Source organism: Streptomyces sp. NPDC054961, from assembly GCF_053609145.1.
The window spans coordinates 117,467-137,458 of record NZ_JBSGWY010000018.1 but is presented as its reverse complement, the minus strand read 5'-3'; the positions used below and the strand labels follow the sequence as shown (position 1 = coordinate 137,458).

Below are 19,992 nucleotides of genomic sequence, written 5' to 3'. Positions count from 1 at the left end.
CCGTACGGTGCGTTGGGGGGCCGGAATGCCGGAGCAGTCGGAGCAGCACGTCCAGACGGCGGGTGAGCTGAGGGCGAGGCTCGCGGCCAGGGGGGCGCGGTGGTCCGTGAGCGAACACCTCGCCGACGACGATCCGGTGCCGAGGCCCGCGCTGGGCCTGCGGCCGGGAGCCGGTCTCACGCCCGCGGCGGCCGCGCCGCCGGTGGACCTGCGGGAGCTCATCGGGCGGCCGAGCGGCAATCCGCACCTCACCCGGCGCAGGGCGGCGCACGGCCTGCTGCCGGGGCCGGGGCCGGGGCGGGGATCCGGCCCGGGGGCGGGTCCGGGTACGGGACCGGAGGCGGGACCGGAGGCGGGACCGGAGGCGGAGGCCGTTGCGTCCGCCACCCGTCCGATGGCCGTGGACTGGCGCAGCCGCTGGGGCTGGCCCTGGATCACGAAGGTCAAGGACCAGAACCCGTGCAGTTCCTGCTGGGCCTTCGGGGCGGCCGGCCTGATCGAGTCGATGGCCCGGATCGAGCACCACGTGTGGGCCAAGCGGTCCGAGGGGGACGTGCACGACGGGCTGCGGGCCCCCTGCGGGCAGACGGGCAGCCCCGAGTCCGCCCTGGACTGGGTCAGGACCAACGGCGGTCTCGCCGATCCGGGCTGCTGGCCGTACTCACCGCCCCCGCCCGGGACGCCCGCCGACCGCCGCGAGGCCTGGCGGGCCGAGTACACCCCGAGCTGGGACCGCTCCGGCCGTACGGTCCGGATCCCCGAGCACGTCCGGCTCGGCGACGTGGAGCAGCAGAAGGTGTGGCTGGACACGGTCGGCCCGCTGACCGCCTGCTTCGACGTGTACGACGACTTCTTCGGCCTCGGCTCCGGCGTCTACCACCGCACCAGCGACCGGCTGGCGGGCGGCCACTGCGTCCTGATCACCGGCTACGACGACGCGGCCGGCTGCTGGCTGTTCAAGAACTCCTGGGGGACCGGCTATCACGTCGGCGGCCACGGCCGGATCGCGTACGGAGAGGTGAGGATCGACCACTGGGTCAAGTGCGGCCTGCGCGGCACCAACATCGACCCGTGGAGCAAGCGCCGCCTGCACACCGGCAACGTCTACGAGAGCGGCAACGGCCGCGCCCACCGCAACTTCGAGATGGCGGCCCTGGCCGTCGGAACCGGAAGCGGCAGCGGAGGCGGCAGCGGAGGCGCCATCCAGCACTGGTGGCGCGACGGCGACGCCCCCTTCCCCTGGGCCCGCGCCCGGACCTTCGCCTCCGACGCCTCCGGCCAGCCCGCCTTCACCGGGACCACGTACAACCGGAACATGGAGACCCTCCACGTCACCACCGGCGGCCGGCTGCGCCACTGGTACTACGAGCAGTCTGGCGGCGCCTGGCGCGACGGCGGCGCCTTCGGCCCCGGGGACGCGGCGATCGGGTCGACCCCGGCCTTCATCCAGAGCGACTACGGGGCTCCGGGCAACTTCGAGGTGGTCGTCCGCACCGCCGACGGCCGGCTCAACCACTGGTGGCGGATCAACGGCGCCCCCTGGACCTGGAACGACGGCGGCCGCTTCGCCTCCGGCATCGCCCACTACGGCCCGGCCCTGGTCCAGACCCGATCCCGCCACCTCGACCTGGTCGCCACCCGCACGGACGGCCGCATGCAGCTGTGGTGGCGGGACGATCCGAACGGCTTCGTCTGGCATCCCGGAGAGATCTTCGGCAGCGGGATCACCTCCGCCCCCTGCCTGGTCGAGGCGCAGTACGGGGCGGCCGACGAGGACACCGCCGGGAACTACGAACTGTGCGTGACCGGAGAGGGCGGCCGCGTCGAGCACTGGTGGCGCGACAACGCCGGCGACTCCTCCTGGCGGCGCGGCGCCGTCTTCGGTCACGGCGTGCTGGCCGTCACCGGGATGCTGCAAGGCAGCTTCGGGTTCAACCTGGAGGTGATCGCCCTGCGCACCGACCGCCTGCTCCAGCACTACTGGCGCGACGGCGCGGGCTGGCACGAGGGCGCGGTGATCGGCCCGGCCTGAGGAGCCGACCGGCCCCGGTTCGAAAGGACGGCCCCGAGGTGGAGGTACGCAAGGTGGCGCTCGCGCCCGGTGAGCCGTACGAGCTGCGCCTCACCGGGCGCGGTGCGCGCGGCTACGTGTGGACCTGGCGGGTGACCGGCGACGCGGACGCCGTCTCCGTGTCCGAGGGCCCGCCGCCGCCCACCGCAGCGGCGGATCCGCCGCTGCCCGGGGCGACCGTGGAGCGGGTGTACGTCGTACGGGGCCGGGCGGCGGGCGCCGCCCGGATCCGCTTCGCACAGGTCCGGCCGCCGTATCCGGACGAGGCTCCGTACGACGAGTTCGTCCTGGACGTGGACGTGGACGTGGAGTGACGTGGAGGCGGGCGGGGAGGCGGGCGGGGACGCGTCCGCCGGGAGCGGGCCGCCGGCGGAGGGGTGAAGGTCCACATCATGGACGGCCCCTCCGTGCGCCCCTGTTGTATCTATGCTGTGCGCATGCGATCAGCCACCGTCACCGTCACCGTGACCGCCGCCGAACGGGTCTACCAGCACGTCAAACAGGGCGTGCTCGAACGACGCTACGAGGGCGGCACGCTGCTGACGGAAGGCGAGCTCGCGGCCTCCGTGGGCGTCTCCCGCACGCCGGTCCGCGAGGCGCTGCTGCGCCTCGAGACGGAGGGGCTGCTCAAGCTGTACCCGAAGAAGGGCGCGCTCGTCCTCCCGGTCTCCGTCCAGGAGATCGCCGACGTGATCGAAACCCGGCTGCTGGTCGAGGAGTTCACCGTCCGACGGGCCGTACCCGCCCCGCCCGGCCTGCTGGACCGGCTCGCGGAGCTGGTCGCGGAGCAGCGCCGCCTCGGCGCCGCGGGCGAGCTCGGCGCCATGATGGCCGCCGACCGGGCCTTCCACGCGGAGATCGTGCGCAGCGCCGGCAACCAGATCCTGTGCCGCCTCTACGACCAGATGCGCGACCGCCAGCTGCGCATGGGCGTCGCCCTGCTGCACGCGCACCCCGAGCGGGTGGAGCGGACGCTCGCCGAGCACGCGGAGATCCTCGAGGCCCTGCGCGCGGGCGACGCCGAGACGGCCGCGGCGGCGGTACGGGCACACGTGGGCCGGGTCGCGGAACTGGTCCGGGGATCCGCCCGATGAGCCCGGCGTCGGCAGCGGCCGGAGGGACAGCGGCAGCCGGAGGGGCGGCCGGAGCGGCAGCGGGGGAGGCCAAGGATCCCGTGGGCGGCCGCCGGGCGGTGCTCGTCTGGTCGATCGGCGTCGCCGTCTACTTCGTGGCGGTCATCTTCCGCACCAGCCTCGGCGTCGCGGGCCTGGAGGCCGCCGACCGCTTCCACGTGAACGCCTCCGCGCTGTCCACGTTCTCCCTCCTCCAGCTGCTGGTCTACGCGGGCATGCAGATACCCGTCGGCCTGATGGTGGACCGGCTCGGCACCAAGAAGGTGCTCACCCTCGGCGCCGTGCTCTTCACCGCGGGACAGATCGGCTTCGCCCTCTCCCCCTCCTACGGGATGGCCCTGGCCGCCCGCGCCCTCCTGGGCTGCGGCGACGCCATGACCTTCATCTCCGTGCTGAGGCTCGGGACCCGCTGGTTCCCGGCCCGCCGCGCCCCGCTGATGGCGCAGCTGGCCGGCCTGGTCGGGATGGCGGGCAACCTGGTCTCCACGCTGGTGCTGGCGCCCGTACTGCACGGGGTCGGCTGGGTGCCGGCGTTCGCGGGCAGTGCGGTGGCCGGGCTGATCGTCCTGGTCCCGCTCGTGCTGTTCCTGCGCGACCACCCGGAGGGCCACGAGCCCGCGCGGTCCGCGGCCGGACGGTCCGCGGCCGGGCGGTCCGGGGCGGGGCGGTCCGCGGCGGGGGGTTTCGTCCGCCGCCAGATCGCCGACTCCTGGAGGGAGCCCGGGACCAGGCTCGGGCTGTGGGTGCACTTCACGACCCAGTTCCCGGCGATGGTGTTCCTGCTGCTGTGGGGCATGCCGTTCCTGGTCGAGGCGCAGGGGCTGTCGCGCACCACGGCGGGCGGGCTGCTGACGCTGGTCGTCGCCTCGAACATGGCCGTCGGCCTCGTCTACGGGCAGGTCGTGGGCCGGAGGCCGTCGTCGCGGATCCCCCTCGCCCTGGGCACGGTCGCCGTCACCGCGCTGCTGTGGGGCTCGGTCCTGGCCTACCCGGGGGAGCACGCGCCGATGTGGCTGCTGGTCGCGCTCTGCCTGGTGCTCGGCACCTGCGGTCCGGCGTCGATGATCGGCTTCGACTTCGCCCGCCCGGCCAACCCGGCGGAACGTCAGGGCACGGCCTCCGGAATCACCAACATGGGCGGTTTCGTCGCGTCGATGACGACCCTGCTGGTGGTGGGGCTGCTCCTCGATGCCACGGGCGGCAACTACCGCATCGCGTTCTCGTCGGTCTTCGTCCTGGAGGTCCTGGGCCTCACCCAGATCCTGCGCCTGCGCGGCCGCGCGCTGACCCGTGAGCAGGAACGTTCCCTCGACCTCGACCGGGAGCGCATCCGGATCGCCTCCCTGCCGGCCCAGGGCCACGCGGCCGGCGCCGTGACCGGGGCCGAGCCCGACACCAGCCCGGCGCGCGCCTGAGCCCCGCGTCCGTCTCGGCTCACGGGTTCACGCCGTCACGCCATCGGGCGCCATCGGGCGCCGTCGGGCCGTCACGCCATCGGGCCGTCAGGCCGTCACGCCGTCACGGCGTCACCGAGAAGTGGGCCAGGATGGCCTCGGCCAGCGCCGGGTCGCCCTCCACCTTCACGCGGTCGGCGACGGCGTGCGGCCGTACCCGCCCGCCCGCGAGGCGTACGTACGTCTCCCAGTCCAGGGTCAGCGTCACGGCCGGACCCAGCGACGGGGCCTTGTCGATCGTGCCCCGCCCCTCCGCGTCGACCCGTACGGTCCGCATGAACTCCAGCGCCCCGTGCACGTCGATGACGACGGCCGAGTTCGCGGGCGCGCCCGCCTTCTTCGCGACCACCTTCGGCAGCCCGGCCAGCAGGATGTCGCGCGCCACGTACGCGCCGGGCGAGTCCCAGTTCCCCGGCGCCCCGAGCGCCGCCCGCAGGTCCTGCTCGTGCATCCACACGTCGAAGGCGCGCAGCCGCAGCGAGTGCTCCAGCGTCGCCGGCTCGCCCAGCGGCCCGCGCACGAGCGTGTCCGGATCCCGCTTCTCGTTCCGCAGCTGCCGGGAGCGGCGGATGATCGTGTACTCCAGCTCCGAGGTCATCTCCGGTGCCGTGTGGTGGCGCCGCACGTCGACCTGGACCTCCATGTACCGGCTGAACTCGTCGACCACGTGCCGCAGGTCCCGCGGCAGGGTGTGGATCGGCCGCGGGTCGCCGAGCTGCTCGCATTCGATGCCGATGACGTGGGACACGACATCGCGCACGGACCAGTTGGGGCACGGCGTCGCGCGGTTCCACGCGCCTTCCGTCAGCGGAAGGACCAGCTCGGATATCGCCTCGATGGAGTGCGTCCACGCGTCGGCATAGGGCTGAAGACTCGGATGCGGATGGACGGTCAACGGGACCCCTCGCGTGCTGTTCATTGGCGCGTTGGTGGCGCGTTCTGGAAGCTTGTGCAATGGCTTCAAAACTACGCTGCCGGTGAGCACCCCGGCAGTGCTTTCGTGTGACGATCGTAGGCCCGAGTTGACGGCTTGAACGCCAGGACGGTGGTACCGTGCGCGCTTCCCTGATCCAAATCGCGGTGAATGAGGGGGAGTCGGTGGTTTCCCGCCGCTCCCGCGCCGCAGAGCTCGTGCGCGAGCAGGCGGGCAGCGACCTCGTCGTCCTCCCCGAGCTGTGGACCGTGGGCGCCTTCGCCTACGAGCAGTTCGAGACGGAGGCCGAGCCGCTGGACGGCCCGACCTACGCGGCCATGGCCGGGGCGGCCCGCGACGCCGGGGTCTGGCTGCACGCGGGTACCGTCGTGGAGCGCGCGGGCGACGGCTCGCTCTACAACACCGCGCTCGTCCTCTCCCCGACGGGCGAGCTCGCGGCCACGTACCGCAAGATCCACCGCTTCGGCTTCGACCAGGGCGAGGCCGTCCTGATGTCGCCCGGCGACTCCCTGACCACCGTGGCCCTGCCGGAGCAGACGCTCGGCCTCGCCACCTGCTACGACCTGCGCTTCCCGGAGCTCTTCCGCGGCCTGGTCGACGCCGGGGCGACGACCCTGGTCGTCGCCGCGGGCTGGCCGGCCCGCCGCCGTGCCCACTGGACCCTGTTGAACCGTGCGCGGGCCGTCGAGGACCAGAGCTACGTCCTCGCGTGCGGCCTGGCCGGCACCCACGCGGGCGTGGAACAGGCCGGCCACAGCCTGGTCGTCGACCCGTGGGGCGAGGTCCTCGCGGAGGCGGGCCCGGGGGAGGAGGTCCTGACGGTGGACCTCGACCCGGCCAAGGTCGCCACGACCCGCGAGCAGTTCCCGGCCCTGAAGGACCGCCGCCTGGCCCTGTGAACCGGCCCGGTCACGGGGTCCGGGGGCCCGTCCCCGGACCCCGTGACCACGCGCCGCCCGGCTCTCGACGCCGCTCACTCCTCGCCCCCCGCCCCTCATCCGTCGCTTCTCCTTGCTCGCTCCTCGCTCCTCGGTCCTCGCTCCTCACTCCTCCGGGTCCGGGCCCTCGCGCTCCTTCTCCGCCATGCGGATCACGCACACCGCGACGGCGATCAGCAGCGCCGCGTCCGCGTCCTCGCGGATCACGTCGACGGCGTACGTCTCGCGGATCCGGTACCACTGGCGGGAGATCAGCGCGAGGAGCTCCCCGTCGTACTCGACCTTGAACTCCCGGTCCAGGATCCGGCCGCTGATGTCGAGCTCGGTGCCCTCGTTCAGGGTCACGAGGTAGTGGTTGCGCAGCAGCGAGAAGCGCTTCTTGCGGATCACCGCGAGCCGCCGGTCGTCCCGCTCCAGCGTCATCGCGTCGCGGAAGCCGAACAGCTTCTCCCGCAGCGTGATCAGGGTCTGCCCGTCCGGATCCTTCAGCTCCAGCGTGTCCCGCAGCCGCAGCGCCTTGCCGTCGACCAGGAAGGCGTGGCGGCCGTCCTCGTCCTCGATCCAGTAGTCGTCCCCGAGGGCCAGCAGTTTGTCCCGTACCAGGTATTTCATGCCGTCATCGCTGCCCGCGATAGGTTGCCGTCATGCCTCTCCTCTACGTGACCGACCTGGCGTACCCGGCGCGCGGCCGCCGCTACTGCGACGAGGACATCTTCCTCACCTCGCGGCTGCGCGAGCACTTCGACCTGGCCCTGTGCCACCCGCTCGACGCGGAGCGCCTGATGCCGGCCTTCGACGCCGTCATCATCCGCAACAGCGGCCCGGTCATCCACTACCAGGAGGCCTACGACTCCTTCCGCAAGGCGGCCCTCGCCGCCGGCACCCGCGTGTACAACCCGCTCACCGGCCGCGGCGACATGGCGGGCAAGCAGTACCTCCTCGACCTGACGGCGTCCGGCCACCCGGTCATCCCGACGGTCGACGACCCGGCGGACCTGGGCCTGCTCCCGGCCTCGCCCACGTACGCGGTGAAGCCGAAGCAGGGAGCGGACTCGATAGGCCTGTCCTTCACCGCGGACCCGCGGTGCGCGCCGGGCGAGTTCCTGATCCAGCCGCGCGTGGACTTCGCCTACGAGGTGTCCTTCTACTTCGTGGACGACTCCTTCCAGTACGCCCTCCACGCCCCGGACCCGTCCCGCCGCTGGGAACTGACCCCGTACGACCCCACCCCGGCGGACGTGGCCTTCGCGCGCGGTTTCATCGACTGGAACACCCTCGACCACGGCATCCAGCGCGTGGACGCCTGCCGCGCCCCCTCCGGCGAGCTCCTCCTCGTCGAACTGGAGGACCTCAACCCGTACCTCTCCCTGGATCTCCTGCCGCCGGAGGTCCGGACCGCCTTCGTCACCGCCCTGACCCGCTCCCTGCGCGCGTTCGGAGCGTGATGTCAGACCCGGGTGCGAGGCTCGGATCATGGACAAGCAGACGTTCTGGAAACTGATCGAGACGGCCCGTGCGCAGGCGGAGCCGGACCAGGTGGCGGAGCGCGCGGCGGAGTTGCTCGCGCGGTACCCGGCGCCGGAGACGGCCGCCGCCCAGCAGGTGCTGTGGGACCTCCTCGCGGAGTCCTACCGGGCTCCGCTCTGGGCCGCGGCCTACTTGATCAACGGCGGCTGCTCGGACGACGGCTTCGACTACTTCCGCGGCTGGCTCCTCACCCAGGGGGAGGCGGTCTTCACCGCGGCCCTGGCGGACCCGGACTCCCTGGCGGACCACCCGTCGGTGCGCGCGGCGGCGGCCGGGGAGGACGAGGAACTGGAGGACGAGGACGCCCTGTCCATAGCCTGGACCGCCTATGAATCCGCCACCGGCCGCGAACTCCCGGCGGACTCCTTCACCATCAGCTACCCGCCGCTGGACCCGTCCTGGGACTTCGACTTCGACGACGCGGCGGAACTGGCGCCCCGCCTCCCCCGGCTGAGCGCGCTGTTCGGCTGACCGGGCCGGCCCTGCGGCTGCCGGTCATTCGGACCAAGGGTGGTGGCCCTCGGCCGTCAGGCGGTCGTGCTCCCGCCAGTGGAGGAACCCGACGGGTCCGGGCCGGCAGGTGCGTTCCAGGAAGACGGCCATCCCGCAGTCGTGCACGGTGTAGGGGCCGCCCTCGCCGATGGTCTCCACGACGGGCCAGCTGTCGGCGTCCTCACCGGTGACCAGCCAGAAGTACTCCTCCTCGGACTCGCCGAAGCCCCACGCGACGAGCGAGCCGGCGGTCCAGCCCGCCGGCGTGTGCGGAAGGTGGCGTTCCGCGGCCTGTTCGCGGAACAGCAGGGTGAGGTCGACCAAGCCGACCCCTGCCCAACCGGTGTGCCCGTCGGAGGAGTCCGTGTACGGCGGGGCGATCCACAGCCCGCCGCCGGGGCAGTCCTCGTACACATCGGCCAGGCCTCCCCCGTACGCCTCCATGAAGGCGAGGTATTCGGCAGGCAGCCGCAACCCGAGCTCCCGCTCGGCCCGCGCCGCACCGAGCAGATCGCGCGGCCCGCCCCCGGCACTGCCGGCACATGGCTCGAGCACGCGCGACAGCCCGCCCAGCGGGCCGGCGACGGATATCGGGAACACAGAACCTCCGTGGGTGTCAGAGCCCGCTGGTGTCGAGCTCCAGCGAGAACGGCTCCGGCAGCCGCACCGGGGTGCCGAAGGGGTGCGGGCCGTCGACCTTGGCATAGCCGAGCCGGCCGGGCTCGGCGAACAGGGTGACGGTCTTGTCGATGCGGTCGACCAGGAGGTACAGCGGGGCGCCGTACTCGGCGTACCGCTTGCGCTTTACGACGCGGTCGGTCTCGGCGTTGGACTCGGAGGTGACCTCGGCGATCAGGAGGGTCTGGTCGGGGAGCAGGGCCCCGCCACCCTTCGCCAGTTCCTTCGGGACGACGGCGAGGTCGGGAACGAACCAGTTCGTCGATCCCGGCAGGTCGAGGTTGCCCGATCCCGTGCGGCATCCCAGTTCCTTGACGCGCGCTGTGATCTGATCACGGATCTCGTCGGCTGCGTTCTCGTGGTCCCAGCTCGGCGTCACGTGTGTGAGGACCCCTTCGACGATCTCGGAGCGGTCTCCGCTCCAGTGCTGGATGGCGTACTTCAGCGCGTACTCGGGGTCGATGCCCTCGCTGTAGTCGTGCGCGGTGCTCATGCCGGACGCCTCCTTCGCTGCCTGTGCCCAGCGTCCCACGCGGGCCCGGACCGCGTCGTCACCCCGGCGGGTGCTCTGCCGCCCACTGCCGCCCGCGGATCGGGGGCCAATCGGGCTGGAGGCGTTCGACGCGGACCCCCGGGGAAGCCTGGCTGGCCCGGGAGCGGATGGCCGAGGAGGCCTCGGACCTGCTGGACCGGCGCCTCGACCTCACGCGCGACGCCGCGCCCTGGAACGTCGCGACGTTCGCCACCCTCGCCGCCTGCTCGGCGACCGGCGGCGCGACGGTGGCGCTGACCGGACCCACCGCCTGGTGGATCGCGCTGACCCCCTGGAGCCTGGCGGTCGCCTTCCTCTGCCTGACGGCGCTCTCGGTCCGCCAGCTGCGCCCCCGTATCAGGACCCCGGCCCGCCGGGCCCCCCGGGTGCTCCCCGACCCCCGCGAGATCGCCCTGGACGCCGCCCGCCCGGGGGACGCCCCCGGCTCGGCCGTCCCGCCGGACGGCACCCCGGGCCCCCGTAGCGGTGCGTCGGCACCCGCGGCGTCCGCGGGGCCAGGGGCCTCGCCGTACGCGCGTGATCCGGTGTTCACACCCGGATGGCAAGCTTGAAGCATGAACGATGCTGCTCCGGCGCCCACCCCCGCGCCCGCGCCCCGACGTGCCCGAGTCCGTGCCCCCGAGCTGATCGGCAAGGGCGGCTGGCTGAACACCGGCGGGAAGGACCTGACGCTCGCCGACCTGCGCGGTCGCACGGTGATCCTCGATTTCTGGACCTTCTGCTGTGTGAACTGCCTCCACGTCCTCGACGAGTTGCGGGAGCTGGAGGAGAAGCACCGCGACACCCTCGTGATCATCGGGGTGCACTCGCCGAAGTTCGTGCACGAGGCCGAGCACGCGGCCGTCGTGGACGCCGTCGAGCGGTACGGGGTGCACCACCCCGTGCTCGACGACCCCGAGCTGGCGACCTGGAAGCAGTACGCCGTGCGGGCCTGGCCCACGCTCGTGGTGATCGATCCCGAGGGGTACGTCGTCGCGCAGCACGCGGGCGAGGGCCACGCGCACGCCATCGCGCGGCTCGTCGCCGAGCTGGAGGCCGAGCACGAGGCCAAGGGGACGCTGCGGCGCGGGGACGGGCCGTACGTGGCTCCCGAGCCGGTGGCGGGCGAGCTGCGGTTCCCGGGGAAGGCGCTCGTGCTGCCGTCCGGGAACTTCCTGGTCTCCGACTCGACGCGGCACCAGCTGGTGGAGCTGGCCGCGGACGGGGAGAGCGTCGTGCGCCGCGTCGGCAGCGGGCAGCGCGGTTTCACCGCCGAGAGCTTCAGCGAGCCGCAGGGGCTCGCGCTGCTGCCCGACGGGACCGTCGTCGTCGCCGACACCGTCAACCACGCCCTGCGCCGCTTCGACCCCGTCACCGGCGCCGTCGAGACCGTCGCCGGCACCGGACGCCAGTGGTGGCAGGGGTCCCCGACCTCCGGGCCGGCCCTCGAGGTCGACCTGTCCTCGCCGTGGGACGTGGCCTGGTGGCAGGGCCGGGTGTGGATCGCCATGGCGGGCGTCCACCAGCTGTGGACCTGGGATCCGGAGACCGGCACCGTCGCCGTGGCCGCCGGGACGACCAACGAGGGGCTGCACGACGGGCCGGCCGCCGAGGCCTGGTTCGCCCAGCCGTCCGGGCTCGCGGCCACCGAGGACCGGCTGTGGATCGCCGACTCCGAGACCAGCGCCCTGCGCTACGTGCACCGCGACGGCGAGGACTACGCGATCACCACCGCCGTCGGGTCCGGCCTCTTCGACTTCGGCCACCGCGACGGCGAGGCCGCCCAGGCGCTGCTCCAGCACCCGCTCGGGGTCACCGCGCTGCCCGACGGCTCGGTCGCGGTGTGCGACACGTACAACCACGCCCTGCGGCGCTACGACCCCGCGACCGGGCAGGTCACCACGCTCGCCACCGATCTGCGCGAGCCCAGCGACGCCGTGCTGGCCGGGGACGACATCGTCGTCGTCGAGTCCGCCCGGCACCGGCTGACGCGGCTGCGGCTCCCGGAGGAGGCCGTCCGCGTGGACGCGGTCGCCCACCGCACGCAGCGGGAGGCCACCGAGGTCGCCCCCGGCGCGCTCCGCCTCGACGTGGTCTTCCAGGCGCCGGCCGGCCAGAAGCTGGACACCCGCTACGGGCCGTCCACCCGCCTGCTGGTCTCCGCGACCCCGCCCGAGCTGCTCGCCGCGGGGGAGGGGGCCGGGACGGACCTCTTCCGCGACCTGGTCCTCGCGGACGGCGCCACCGAGGGCGTCCTGCACGTCTCCGCGATGGCCGCCTCCTGCGACGACGACCCGGCGAACGAGTACCCCGCCTGCCACGTCCACCAGCAGGACTGGGGCGTCCCGGTGCGGATCGTCCCGCAGGGGGCGACCCGGCTGCCGCTGGTCCTGGCCGGTCTCGACGCCTAGGTCCTCCGGCAGGGGAACGCGAAGCGCGAAGTGCCCGCCGGGGCGTCCCCGGCGGGCACTTCGCGTCGTACGGGGCCGCGGGCGGCCGGGCAGTCGGGCGTCAGCTCTCCAGGAACGCCAGCATCGTGTTCGCCAGCAGGTACGGGTCGTCCGCACCGCACAGTTCGCGCGCGCTGTGCATCGAGAGGATGGCCACGCCGATGTCGACGGTCTGGATGCCGTGGCGGGCGGCGGTGATCGGTCCGATCGTCGTCCCGCACGGCATCGAGTTGTTGGAGACGAAGGTCTGCCACGGCACGCCGGCCCGCTCGCAGGCGTTCACGAACACGGCCCGCCCGCTGCCGTCCGTCGCGTACCGCTGGTTGACGTTGACCTTCAGGATCGGGCCGCCGTTGGCGCGCGGGTGGTGCGAGGGGTCGTGCCGCTCCGCGTAGTTGGGGTGCACCGCGTGGCCGGTGTCCGAGGACAGGCAGATGGTGCCGGCGAAGGCGCGCGCGCGGTCCTCGTAGGAGCCGCCGCGCGAGAAGACAGAACGTTCCAGCACGTTGCCCAGGAGCGGCCCGTCCGCGCCGGTGTCCGACTGCGAGCCGTTCTCCTCGTGGTCGAACGCGGCCAGCACGGGGATGTGGTCGAGGCCCTCGATGGCCGAGGCGGCCGCCAGCGCGGCGATGGCCGCGTGCACGGACAGCAGGTTGTCCAGGCGCGGACCGGCCATCAGCTCGCGGTCGCGGCCCAGGTACGCGGGCGGCTCGATCGAGTGGGGCATGAGGTCCCAGCCGGCCACCGAACCCCGGGGGAGGTTCTCCTCGTCCTCGAGGAAGGCGATGAGGTCGCCCTCCTGGACGTCGCCCAGGCCCCAGATCGGCTGCATGTGCCGCTGCTTGTCGAGCTTGAGGCCCTCGGTGTTCACCGACCGGTCGAGGTGCACGGCGAGCTGCGGTACGCGCATCAGCGCACGGTCGATGTTGACGAGCCGTTCGGTGCCGTCGTGCAGGGTCAACCGCCCGGCCAGGCCCAGGTCCCGGTCCAGCCAGGTGTTCAGGAGGGTGCCGCCGTAGACCTCGACGGCGATCTGGCGCCAGCCCTGCGAGCCGGTGTCGGGCAGCGGCTTGACCCGGAGGTTGGGGGAGTCGGTGTGCGCTCCGATGATCCGGAACGGCGTGTGCGCGGCCGCGCCTTCGGGCACGTACCAGGCGATGATCGCGCCGCCGCGGGTCACGAACTTGCCCCCCGTGGTCGCGTCCCAAGCGTCCGTTTCCGCCAACTTCCTGAACCCGGCCTTCTCCAGCCGCTCGGCCGCGTTGGCCACGGCGTGGTACTGCGACGGACTGGCCGTCAGGAAGGACATCAGGTCGTCGGTGTGGCCGCGGTCGAAGCGGGCGGCGGCGGGAGAGCTCATGTATTCACCTTAACGACGGTCGTGTTCGCCATGTCCGGACTGCGGCGGATAGTGGAAGGTAGGTCAGCGGGGGTGTGGTCAGCACCCTCGAGGCCTCTCAGCCCGGCGGTCGCTCGAAGCGGCGCTGCAACTGCCTGCGCTCGCCCCGACGGATGCGCGGGAGCATCTCCGGGGTCTGCGCGGAGCGCTGTGCGCGTCTTTTGCGTCCGGCGCAGAAGATACAGGCCTCGCCCGCGGGCGCGTCGGGATCGATCGGTGCCCCGGGATGCTCGGAGCAGCCGGAGGCGTTGCGCGGGCGGGACAGCTCGCGGGCCACGATGAACGCGCGGTGCAGGTCGTCCGCCATCCCGACGAAATCGTCGGGGGGCGAGGAGAGGCTCAGGTGGAAGCGCCGCTCCTCGACCGTGCGCAGGCACGCGCGCAGCGCTTCCAGCGTGTACGGGGGGTCGGGCACGGGATAGCCGAGCCGGCGCTGCTCCCCGGCGGGCGGGGCGGCGGCCGCCGCGCGGGCGCCCTGGGCGCGCATGCCGAGGCGGCGCCGGTCGTTGCAGATGAGGCAGCGTCCCCAGCCTTCGGGCGCCTCGGGGTCGAGGGCGCCGTTGGGGTGCTCCGGGCAGCCCGTGTAGCTCTTGGCGGGGGCGAGCCCGGCGGCGGTCTGGAAGGCCGTGTACAGGGCGTCGGCGACGCCTTCGTACTCGCTGGGGTGGGAGCCGTCGTAGAGCTCCTTGAGGTGGTCGCCGAGGCTGCCCACGGCGGACTGCAGCTCCTTCAGGGCGTACGGCCGCCCGGTCGGGACGGAGTACCCCCTGCTGCCGTGCTGCTCCTGCGGTCGTGGGCTCATACCCACGAGCGTGCCACGAAGCACCGACATCCCGGGAACCCCGCAGCCCACGGGCGGTGCGGGGGCGCGAGCGGCTCGCGGACCGCCCCCGCGGGCGGTGCGGTCCGCGCCGCTGCCCCGGCGGCTGCCCCGGCCGCCGCACCGGTCGCCGTCGCGGCCGCCGCACCGGGGTCGCCGGGGCGCCGCGGACCGGGAGCGGGCACGCCGCCGGCCGGGCCCCTGTGCGAAGGGCCCGGCCGGTACGCGTACGGGGCTGCGGCCGCTCCCCGGGGACGGCCGGGGGAGCGGCGCGCGGTCTGGGCCCTGGGGCCTAGAACGCGGCTTCGTCGAGCTCCATCAGGGTGTTGTCCACGGTCTCGGCGAGCGCGCGGGCGACCGAGACGCCGGGCAGGATCTGGGAGGCGAAGAACTTCGCCGCCGCGATCTTGCCGGTGTAGAAGGCCACGTCCTTGGCGGAGGCGGTCGGCAGCTTCTCGGCGGCCACGGCCGCGCCCTTGAGGAGCAGGTAGCCGACGACCACGTCGCCCGAGGCCATGAGCAGGCGGGTGGTGTTCTGGCCGACCTTGTAGATGTTCTTGACGTCCTCGCCGGTGGCGGTGAGGTCGACGATCATCTGCCCGACGATGGCCTCCAGGTCCACGGCGGCCTTGGCGAGCGCGTCGCGGGCCGGGGCCAGGTCCTCGCCGCCGACGGCCTCGGCCAGGAACTTCTTGATCGTCTCGGAGAGGACGTTCAGCGAGGCACCCTGGTCGCGGACGATCTTCCGGAAGAAGAAGTCCTGGCCCTGGATCGCCGTGGTGCCCTCGTAGAGGGTGTCGATCTTGGCGTCGCGGATGTACTGCTCGATCGGGTACTCCTGCAGGTAGCCGGAGCCACCGAAGGTCTGCAGGGACTGGGCGAGCTGCTCGTAGGACTTCTCCGAGCCGTAGCCCTTCACGATCGGCAGGAGCAGGTCGTTCAGGCCGATGAGGGAGGAGGCGTCCTCGCCCGCGGCCTGCTTGACCTGGATCTCGTCCTGGATGGAGGCGGTGTACAGGACCAGGGCGCGCATGCCCTCGGCGTACGCCTTCTGCGTCATCAGCGAGCGGCGCACGTCGGGGTGGTGCGTGATGGTGACCTTGGGGGCGGTCTTGTCCATGAAGTTGGCCAGATCCGGACCCTGCACGCGCTCCTTGGCGTACTCCAGCGCGTTGAGGTAGCCGGTGGAGAGGGTGGCGATGGCCTTCGTGCCGACCATCATCCGGGCGAACTCGATGATCATGAACATCTGGCGGATGCCGTCGTGCTTGTCGCCGATCAGCCAGCCCTTGGCGGGGTGCTGGTCGCCGAAGGTCATCTCGCACGTGTTGGAGGCCTTGAGGCCCATCTTGTGCTCGACGTTCGTCGCGTAGACGCCGTTGCGCTCGCCCAGCTCGCCGGTCTCCCAGTCGAAGTGGAACTTCGGGACGAGGAAGAGGGACAGGCCCTTGGTGCCGGGGCCGTGGCCCTCGGGGCGCGCGAGGACGTAGTGGAGGATGTTCTCCTCCATGTCGTGCTCGCCGGACGTGATGAAGCGCTTCACGCCCTCGATGTGCCAGGAGCCGTCGGCCTGCTCGATCGCCTTGGTGCGGCCGGCGCCCACGTCCGAGCCGGCGTCCGGCTCGGTCAGGACCATGGTCGAGCCCCAGCGCTTCTCGACGGCGATCTCGGCGACCTTCTTCTGCGCCGCGTTGCCCTCTTCGAAGAGGATGCCGGCGAACGCCGGGCCGGAGGAGTACATCCACACGGCCGGGTTCGCACCGAGGATCGTCTCGGCGAACGCCCAGATGAGGGAGCGGGGCGAGGTGGTGCCGCCGATCTCCTCGGGCAGGCCCAGACGCCAGTACTCGGAGTCCATGAAGGCCTGGTAGCTCTTCTTGAAGGAGGCCGGGACGGGCGCGGTGTTGGTGGCCGGGTCGAAGACCGGCGGGTTGCGGTCGGCGTCCTCGAAGGAGGCGGCCAGCTCGTTCTCGGAGAGCTTGGTCATCTCGCTCAGGATGGTCCGCGCGGTGTCGGTGTCCATCTCGCCGAACGGTCCGGTGCCGTACAGCTTGTCGCGTCCGAGCACCTCGAAGAGGTTGAACTCGATGTCGCGGAGATTCGACTTGTAGTGCCCCATGGCGACGGCTCCGTTAAGGCTCGGTGAGACGGGTTCCTGATGCATACCACTCGGTAACGTAATGATGCTACCCACCGGTAATAAGACGCAACCCCTGGCGCTCGGACTGTGACGACTCTCTCTGCGCTCCGGGCAGCTCGCACCACACGGTCTTGCCGGTCCCCTCGGGGCGGACGCCCCACTCCAGCGCCACGGCGGCCAGCAGGGCCAGCCCCCGACCGGACTCGTCGGCGTCCGCCGCCCGCCGTCGTACGGGTTCCCGCGGGTCGGGGTCGGTGAGCTCGACCCGGGTCCGGGCTGCCCTTCCGGTGATCCGCAGCGTCACGGGGGTGCCTTCGCCGAGGTGGGCGAGGGCGTTGGTGAGCAGCTCGCTCACGCAGAGCTCGGCGTCGGGGGAGGCCCCGGCCCCGAGGTGCTCCCGCACTGCGCGGCGGGCCAGGGGGACGGCCGCGGGGGTGGCGAGGAGCCGGATGGTCAGGTCGTTCACGGCTTCGCCAGGGCGGCCGTCAGCCGCTGGGCGGTGGCGAGGTTGCAGTTGCCGAGGGCGATGAGGGGCGGGGAGGCGTAGCGGCCGGAGTAGGAGAGGAGGTGGAGGTCGAGGGAGGGGAGGGCGATCCCGTGCGAGGCCAGTGCGGTGCGGAGCTCCATGAGGCAGTCGATGGCCTCGCGGTCGTGGGGGTGGCTGCTCATGGCGGATTCCTTCGGGACGCGGCGTGATGAACCGCTCACAGGCTGGCGCGGGGCGGCGTAGCGTGGGAAGGGGTTTCAGGTCCACGGCGAGAAGTGTGGAAGGCGGGCGAAGGTGGCCGCGAGCAAGGACATTGATGGCTCGGCGAGCGTGCCGGCGTTCTACGGCAAAGAGTTGCGGTGGAGGCGGGAGAGGGCGGGTCGCACGCTTCAGCAGACCGTCGAGGGCAGCTTCTACGGGGTCAGCTACCTGAGTGAGATCGAGCGCGGTAACCGGCGGATGCCACTGGACCTGGCGCGGCACGTTGACCGGGTGCTGGAGACCGACGGGTTCTTCGCACGCCGCTGCGAGGACGTGCAGAGGGCGCGAAGTAGTGCCGTGGCGTCGCATTTCACGGAGGCCCTGGAACTGGAGTCACGCGCGCAGGAGATCGAGGAGTGGACCCCTGCGGTCTTCCCCGGGCCCTTGCAGCTAGAGCCGTACATCAGGGAGCTCGCTCATGCTGCCCATCCCCTGGCGGATGAGGAGCGGGTCGCTCAGATGGTCGCGGTGCGGCGTAACCGTGCATGGGTCTACGAGGACGCCGAAGGCCCCGCCTCGTGGGTCGTCCTCCACGAGGCGCTCCTTCGGCAGCCGGTCGGAGGGGACGAGGCAATGGCGGAACAACTGGCCCACGTGGCTGCTGTTGCCCGACGTCGCCGCTACATTCCGCAGATCCTTCCGTGCAATGCCGGAGCACACCCCTTCATGATGGGGTCGATCCACTTCATGAGCTTCAGCGATGCCCCGCCCGTCGTATACATGGAGGGCCTGTACAGCGGTCAGATGATCGACGACCCAATCGTTGTGGGGCAGTACACGCAGGCCTACAACCGTCTCCGGGCGGCTGCCCTGCCGCCCGAGGCATCCCTGAAGATGATCGAGGCCGCAGCCGAAGACTACGGAAGTGGCAATCACGCGCGGCGACTTGAGCGTGGCCACCTGGCTGCAGCACCACCCCCGTGGGGTACGGACTCCAGGCGAGCTGCGGGCTGACCGGGGCCGTGCCCGTCCGCCTTCAAGGCCGAGGACGGGCCCTTCGCCGCCGAGCTGGAGTGACTCCGACCGCCCACTGACCGGAACTCGTCGTCCCGGCGGGCCACGCCATCGGTAGGCTTCGGCCCATGTACGGCTACGACCAGAACGTGAGCGCGGGCCAGCAGCAGCAATACGCGCAGCCCCAGCAGGGCTACGCGCCGCCGCTGTACCCCGAGCCCTCGCCGCCCTCCCTCGCGGACGCGGTACGCGCCTTCACGACCGGGTCGCTGTCCGCCGAGGACTTCCAGCAGATCTTCGCCAACTCCAAGGTCTACTGCCCGCGCGGCGAGACCCCGGGCTTCCTGGCGCTGCACAACACGCAGCAGCCGGTCATCCCGATGTTCACCACGCTCAAGGAGCTCCGCCGGTACGCCGGCAAGGAGTCCAAGTACTTCGTGATCACCGGCGCCGAGGTGATCGACCTGCTGCCCACCGGATACGGCTTCGTCCTCGACATGGAGGGCGACCACCGGATGGTCTTCGACGCGAAGGCGGTCGAGCAGATGGTCGACTACGCGATGCGCCGCATGTACGGCTAGGGCTGGACGCCGTACGGGGGCTGAAGGCCGACGCCTGACGGGGGGCGCGCGATGCTGAGGGTGCACTTCACCACCGAGGACCTGCTCAACGTCACTTTCGCGAGCGAGCCGCTCCCGATGGTGGAGCTGGCGATGGCGCTGGTCGCCTGGCAGCGCCGGGACGAGCAGGCGGTTTTCGGCCGCTGGCGCAGCCGCGTAGGCCAGGAGTTACCGGGCCGGGTCCGGCCGCTGCTGGACCTGCTGCGGCCCGACGGAGACAACCCGCAGTTCGTCGAGCCGTACTCGCGCACCGTGGAAGAGGGGCTGGCAGTCGTACGGGAGGCCGGTGCGCTGCTCACCGCCGACCAGCTGGACCGCATCATCGCGCGGGCCCACGGCCCGGCCTCGTGGCTGCGCGCGCTGTGGGGCCAGGACCGCGAGGCGTGGGATCAGCTCGGCGGCGCGCTCAGGTCCGCGTACGAGGTGCTCATCGCCCCGCAGTGGCCGCAGATCCGGCAGTCCTTCCAGGCGGACGTGGCCTGGCGGACCCGGCTGCTGGCCGCGCACGGGATCAAGGCCTGCCTGGCCAGTACGCATCCGCAGGCCGACTGGACGGGCTCGGTCTTCCAGGTCGGGCTGCCGCCGGACTACGCGACCGCTCTCGGCGGCCGGGGCCTGGTGCTGATGCCCTCGCCGTTCTGGACGGGGCGGCCGTTGCTGGCCGAGGGCCCGGAGGGACCCGACGGCAGGCGCCTGCTGATGTACCCGGCGCTGACCCCGCTCCCCCTGGTCGCCCCGGGGCCGGCCGAGGGCGCGCTGGACGCCCTGCTGGGCCGCACCCGGGCGGCGGTGCTCCAGCTGCTGATCCAGCAGCGCACCACGTCCGAGCTGGCCCGAGACCTCGACATCAGCCTCCCCTCGGTCTCGGAGCACACCCGCACCCTGCGCGCGGCCGGCCTGATCACCACCCGGCGCGACGGCAAGGCGGTCCTCCACTCGGCGACCGGCCTGGGCGTGGACCTGCTCCACAGCAGCGGCTGAGCGATCGTGTCGGCGGGGGGGGCGGGGGGGCCCCCCCCCCCCGGGGGCCCCGGGGGGGGGCGCGCGGGGGGGCGGGGGGGGGGGGGGGCGGCCCCCCCCCCCCCGGCGGGCGGGGGCGCGC

General features: G+C 72.5%; 21 protein-coding genes. 12 read left to right on the top strand and 9 right to left on the bottom strand.

The genetic code is table 11. The annotated features are described in order from the left end of the window. Positions 1–25: 25 nt before the first annotated feature. The 4 genes from ACWF9Z_RS18505 to ACWF9Z_RS18490 all read left to right on the top strand — a co-directional run bounded on the left by ACWF9Z_RS18505 (position 26) and on the right by ACWF9Z_RS18490 (position 4,619). A complete protein-coding gene (locus ACWF9Z_RS18505; RefSeq protein WP_453603347.1) occupies positions 26–2,032 on the top strand; it encodes a C1 family peptidase in 2,007 nt (668 codons plus the stop codon). Between the two features lie 38 nt (positions 2,033–2,070). Next, entirely contained in the window at positions 2,071–2,385 is a 315-nt protein-coding gene (locus ACWF9Z_RS18500; RefSeq protein ID WP_453603346.1) for a protease inhibitor I42 family protein, read from the top strand. A gap of 123 nt (positions 2,386–2,508) precedes the next feature. Then, a complete protein-coding gene (locus ACWF9Z_RS18495) occupies positions 2,509–3,165 on the top strand; it encodes a GntR family transcriptional regulator (RefSeq protein ID WP_453603344.1) in 657 nt (218 codons plus the stop codon). Then, entirely contained in the window at positions 3,162–4,619 is a 1,458-nt protein-coding gene (locus tag ACWF9Z_RS18490) for an MFS transporter (RefSeq protein ID WP_453603343.1), read from the top strand. The genes ACWF9Z_RS18495 and ACWF9Z_RS18490 overlap by 4 nt, the downstream gene beginning before the upstream one ends. 103 nt (positions 4,620–4,722) lie before the next feature. Here the strand turns inward: ACWF9Z_RS18490 and ACWF9Z_RS18485 are convergent, their stop codons facing one another. Continuing rightward, positions 4,723–5,577 (bottom strand): maleylpyruvate isomerase family mycothiol-dependent enzyme, encoded by an 855-nt coding sequence (locus ACWF9Z_RS18485; RefSeq protein WP_453603342.1) that lies wholly within the window; start codon positions 5,575–5,577, stop codon positions 4,723–4,725. Positions 5,578–5,711: 134 nt separating this feature from the next. Between ACWF9Z_RS18485 and ACWF9Z_RS18480 the strand changes: the two genes are divergently transcribed. Continuing rightward, positions 5,712–6,491 carry a carbon-nitrogen family hydrolase gene (locus ACWF9Z_RS18480; protein WP_453603341.1) on the top strand — a complete coding sequence of 260 codons (780 nt, stop codon included), beginning with the start codon at positions 5,712–5,714 and terminating at the stop codon, positions 6,489–6,491. Between the two features lie 144 nt (positions 6,492–6,635). Here the strand turns inward: ACWF9Z_RS18480 and ACWF9Z_RS18475 are convergent, their stop codons facing one another. Further along, positions 6,636–7,142: an LURP-one-related/scramblase family protein gene (locus ACWF9Z_RS18475; RefSeq protein WP_453603339.1), complete on the bottom strand. Its 507-nt coding sequence runs from the start codon at positions 7,140–7,142 to the stop codon at positions 6,636–6,638. 32 nt (positions 7,143–7,174) lie between these two features. Between ACWF9Z_RS18475 and ACWF9Z_RS18470 the strand changes: the two genes are divergently transcribed. Next, the gene (locus ACWF9Z_RS18470) at positions 7,175–7,975 is read left to right on the top strand and encodes a hypothetical protein (RefSeq protein WP_453603337.1); all 801 of its coding nucleotides are present in this window, start codon (positions 7,175–7,177) and stop codon (positions 7,973–7,975) included. Positions 7,976–8,003: 28 nt separating this feature from the next. Continuing rightward, positions 8,004–8,528 (top strand): DUF4240 domain-containing protein, encoded by a 525-nt coding sequence (locus ACWF9Z_RS18465; protein WP_453603335.1) that lies wholly within the window; start codon positions 8,004–8,006, stop codon positions 8,526–8,528. 24 nt (positions 8,529–8,552) lie between these two features. Here the strand turns inward: ACWF9Z_RS18465 and ACWF9Z_RS18460 are convergent, their stop codons facing one another. Continuing rightward, positions 8,553–9,149 carry an SMI1/KNR4 family protein gene (locus tag ACWF9Z_RS18460; protein WP_453603334.1) on the bottom strand — a complete coding sequence of 199 codons (597 nt, stop codon included), beginning with the start codon at positions 9,147–9,149 and terminating at the stop codon, positions 8,553–8,555. A gap of 16 nt (positions 9,150–9,165) precedes the next feature. Then, positions 9,166–9,720, bottom strand: a complete 555-nt coding sequence (locus ACWF9Z_RS18455) for a Uma2 family endonuclease (protein ID WP_453603331.1) — start codon at positions 9,718–9,720, stop codon at positions 9,166–9,168. A gap of 167 nt (positions 9,721–9,887) precedes the next feature. Between ACWF9Z_RS18455 and ACWF9Z_RS18450 the strand changes: the two genes are divergently transcribed. Together ACWF9Z_RS18450 and ACWF9Z_RS18445 are read left to right on the top strand one after the other, a co-directional pair. Further along, complete coding sequence (locus ACWF9Z_RS18450; protein ID WP_453603329.1) at positions 9,888–10,331, top strand: hypothetical protein; 444 nt, start codon at positions 9,888–9,890, stop codon at positions 10,329–10,331. 3 nt (positions 10,332–10,334) lie between these two features. After that, entirely contained in the window at positions 10,335–12,170 is a 1,836-nt protein-coding gene (locus ACWF9Z_RS18445; RefSeq protein ID WP_453603328.1) for an NHL domain-containing thioredoxin family protein, read from the top strand. Between the two features lie 100 nt (positions 12,171–12,270). Here ACWF9Z_RS18445 and ACWF9Z_RS18440 read toward each other — a convergent pair whose 3' ends face one another. The 5 genes from ACWF9Z_RS18440 to ACWF9Z_RS18420 form a co-directional block, all read right to left on the bottom strand. Further along, positions 12,271–13,569, bottom strand: coding sequence for a M18 family aminopeptidase (locus ACWF9Z_RS18440; RefSeq protein WP_453603326.1), 1,299 nt, complete (start codon positions 13,567–13,569; stop codon positions 12,271–12,273). Between the two features lie 97 nt (positions 13,570–13,666). Next, a complete protein-coding gene (locus ACWF9Z_RS18435) occupies positions 13,667–14,410 on the bottom strand; it encodes a hypothetical protein (protein ID WP_453603324.1) in 744 nt (247 codons plus the stop codon). 310 nt (positions 14,411–14,720) lie between these two features. Further along, positions 14,721–16,547, bottom strand: a complete 1,827-nt coding sequence (locus tag ACWF9Z_RS18430; protein ID WP_453603322.1) for an acyl-CoA dehydrogenase — start codon at positions 16,545–16,547, stop codon at positions 14,721–14,723. 67 nt (positions 16,548–16,614) lie between these two features. Then, positions 16,615–17,034: an ATP-binding protein gene (locus tag ACWF9Z_RS18425; protein WP_453603321.1), complete on the bottom strand. Its 420-nt coding sequence runs from the start codon at positions 17,032–17,034 to the stop codon at positions 16,615–16,617. Next, positions 17,031–17,237, bottom strand: a complete 207-nt coding sequence (locus tag ACWF9Z_RS18420) for a hypothetical protein (RefSeq protein ID WP_453603320.1) — start codon at positions 17,235–17,237, stop codon at positions 17,031–17,033. Before ACWF9Z_RS18420 ends, ACWF9Z_RS18425 begins: the two co-directional genes overlap by 4 nt. A 112-nt stretch (positions 17,238–17,349) precedes the next feature. Here ACWF9Z_RS18420 and ACWF9Z_RS18415 point away from each other — a divergent pair, with 112 nt between their 5' ends. From ACWF9Z_RS18415 to ACWF9Z_RS18405, 3 genes are all read left to right on the top strand, one after another. Beyond that, the gene (locus ACWF9Z_RS18415; RefSeq protein WP_453603318.1) at positions 17,350–18,270 is read left to right on the top strand and encodes a helix-turn-helix domain-containing protein; all 921 of its coding nucleotides are present in this window, start codon (positions 17,350–17,352) and stop codon (positions 18,268–18,270) included. A gap of 128 nt (positions 18,271–18,398) precedes the next feature. After that, complete coding sequence (locus ACWF9Z_RS18410; RefSeq protein WP_356660437.1) at positions 18,399–18,851, top strand: SseB family protein; 453 nt, start codon at positions 18,399–18,401, stop codon at positions 18,849–18,851. 51 nt (positions 18,852–18,902) lie between these two features. Further along, entirely contained in the window at positions 18,903–19,871 is a 969-nt protein-coding gene (locus ACWF9Z_RS18405) for an ArsR/SmtB family transcription factor (RefSeq protein ID WP_453603316.1), read from the top strand. Positions 19,872–19,992: the final 121 nt, after the last annotated feature.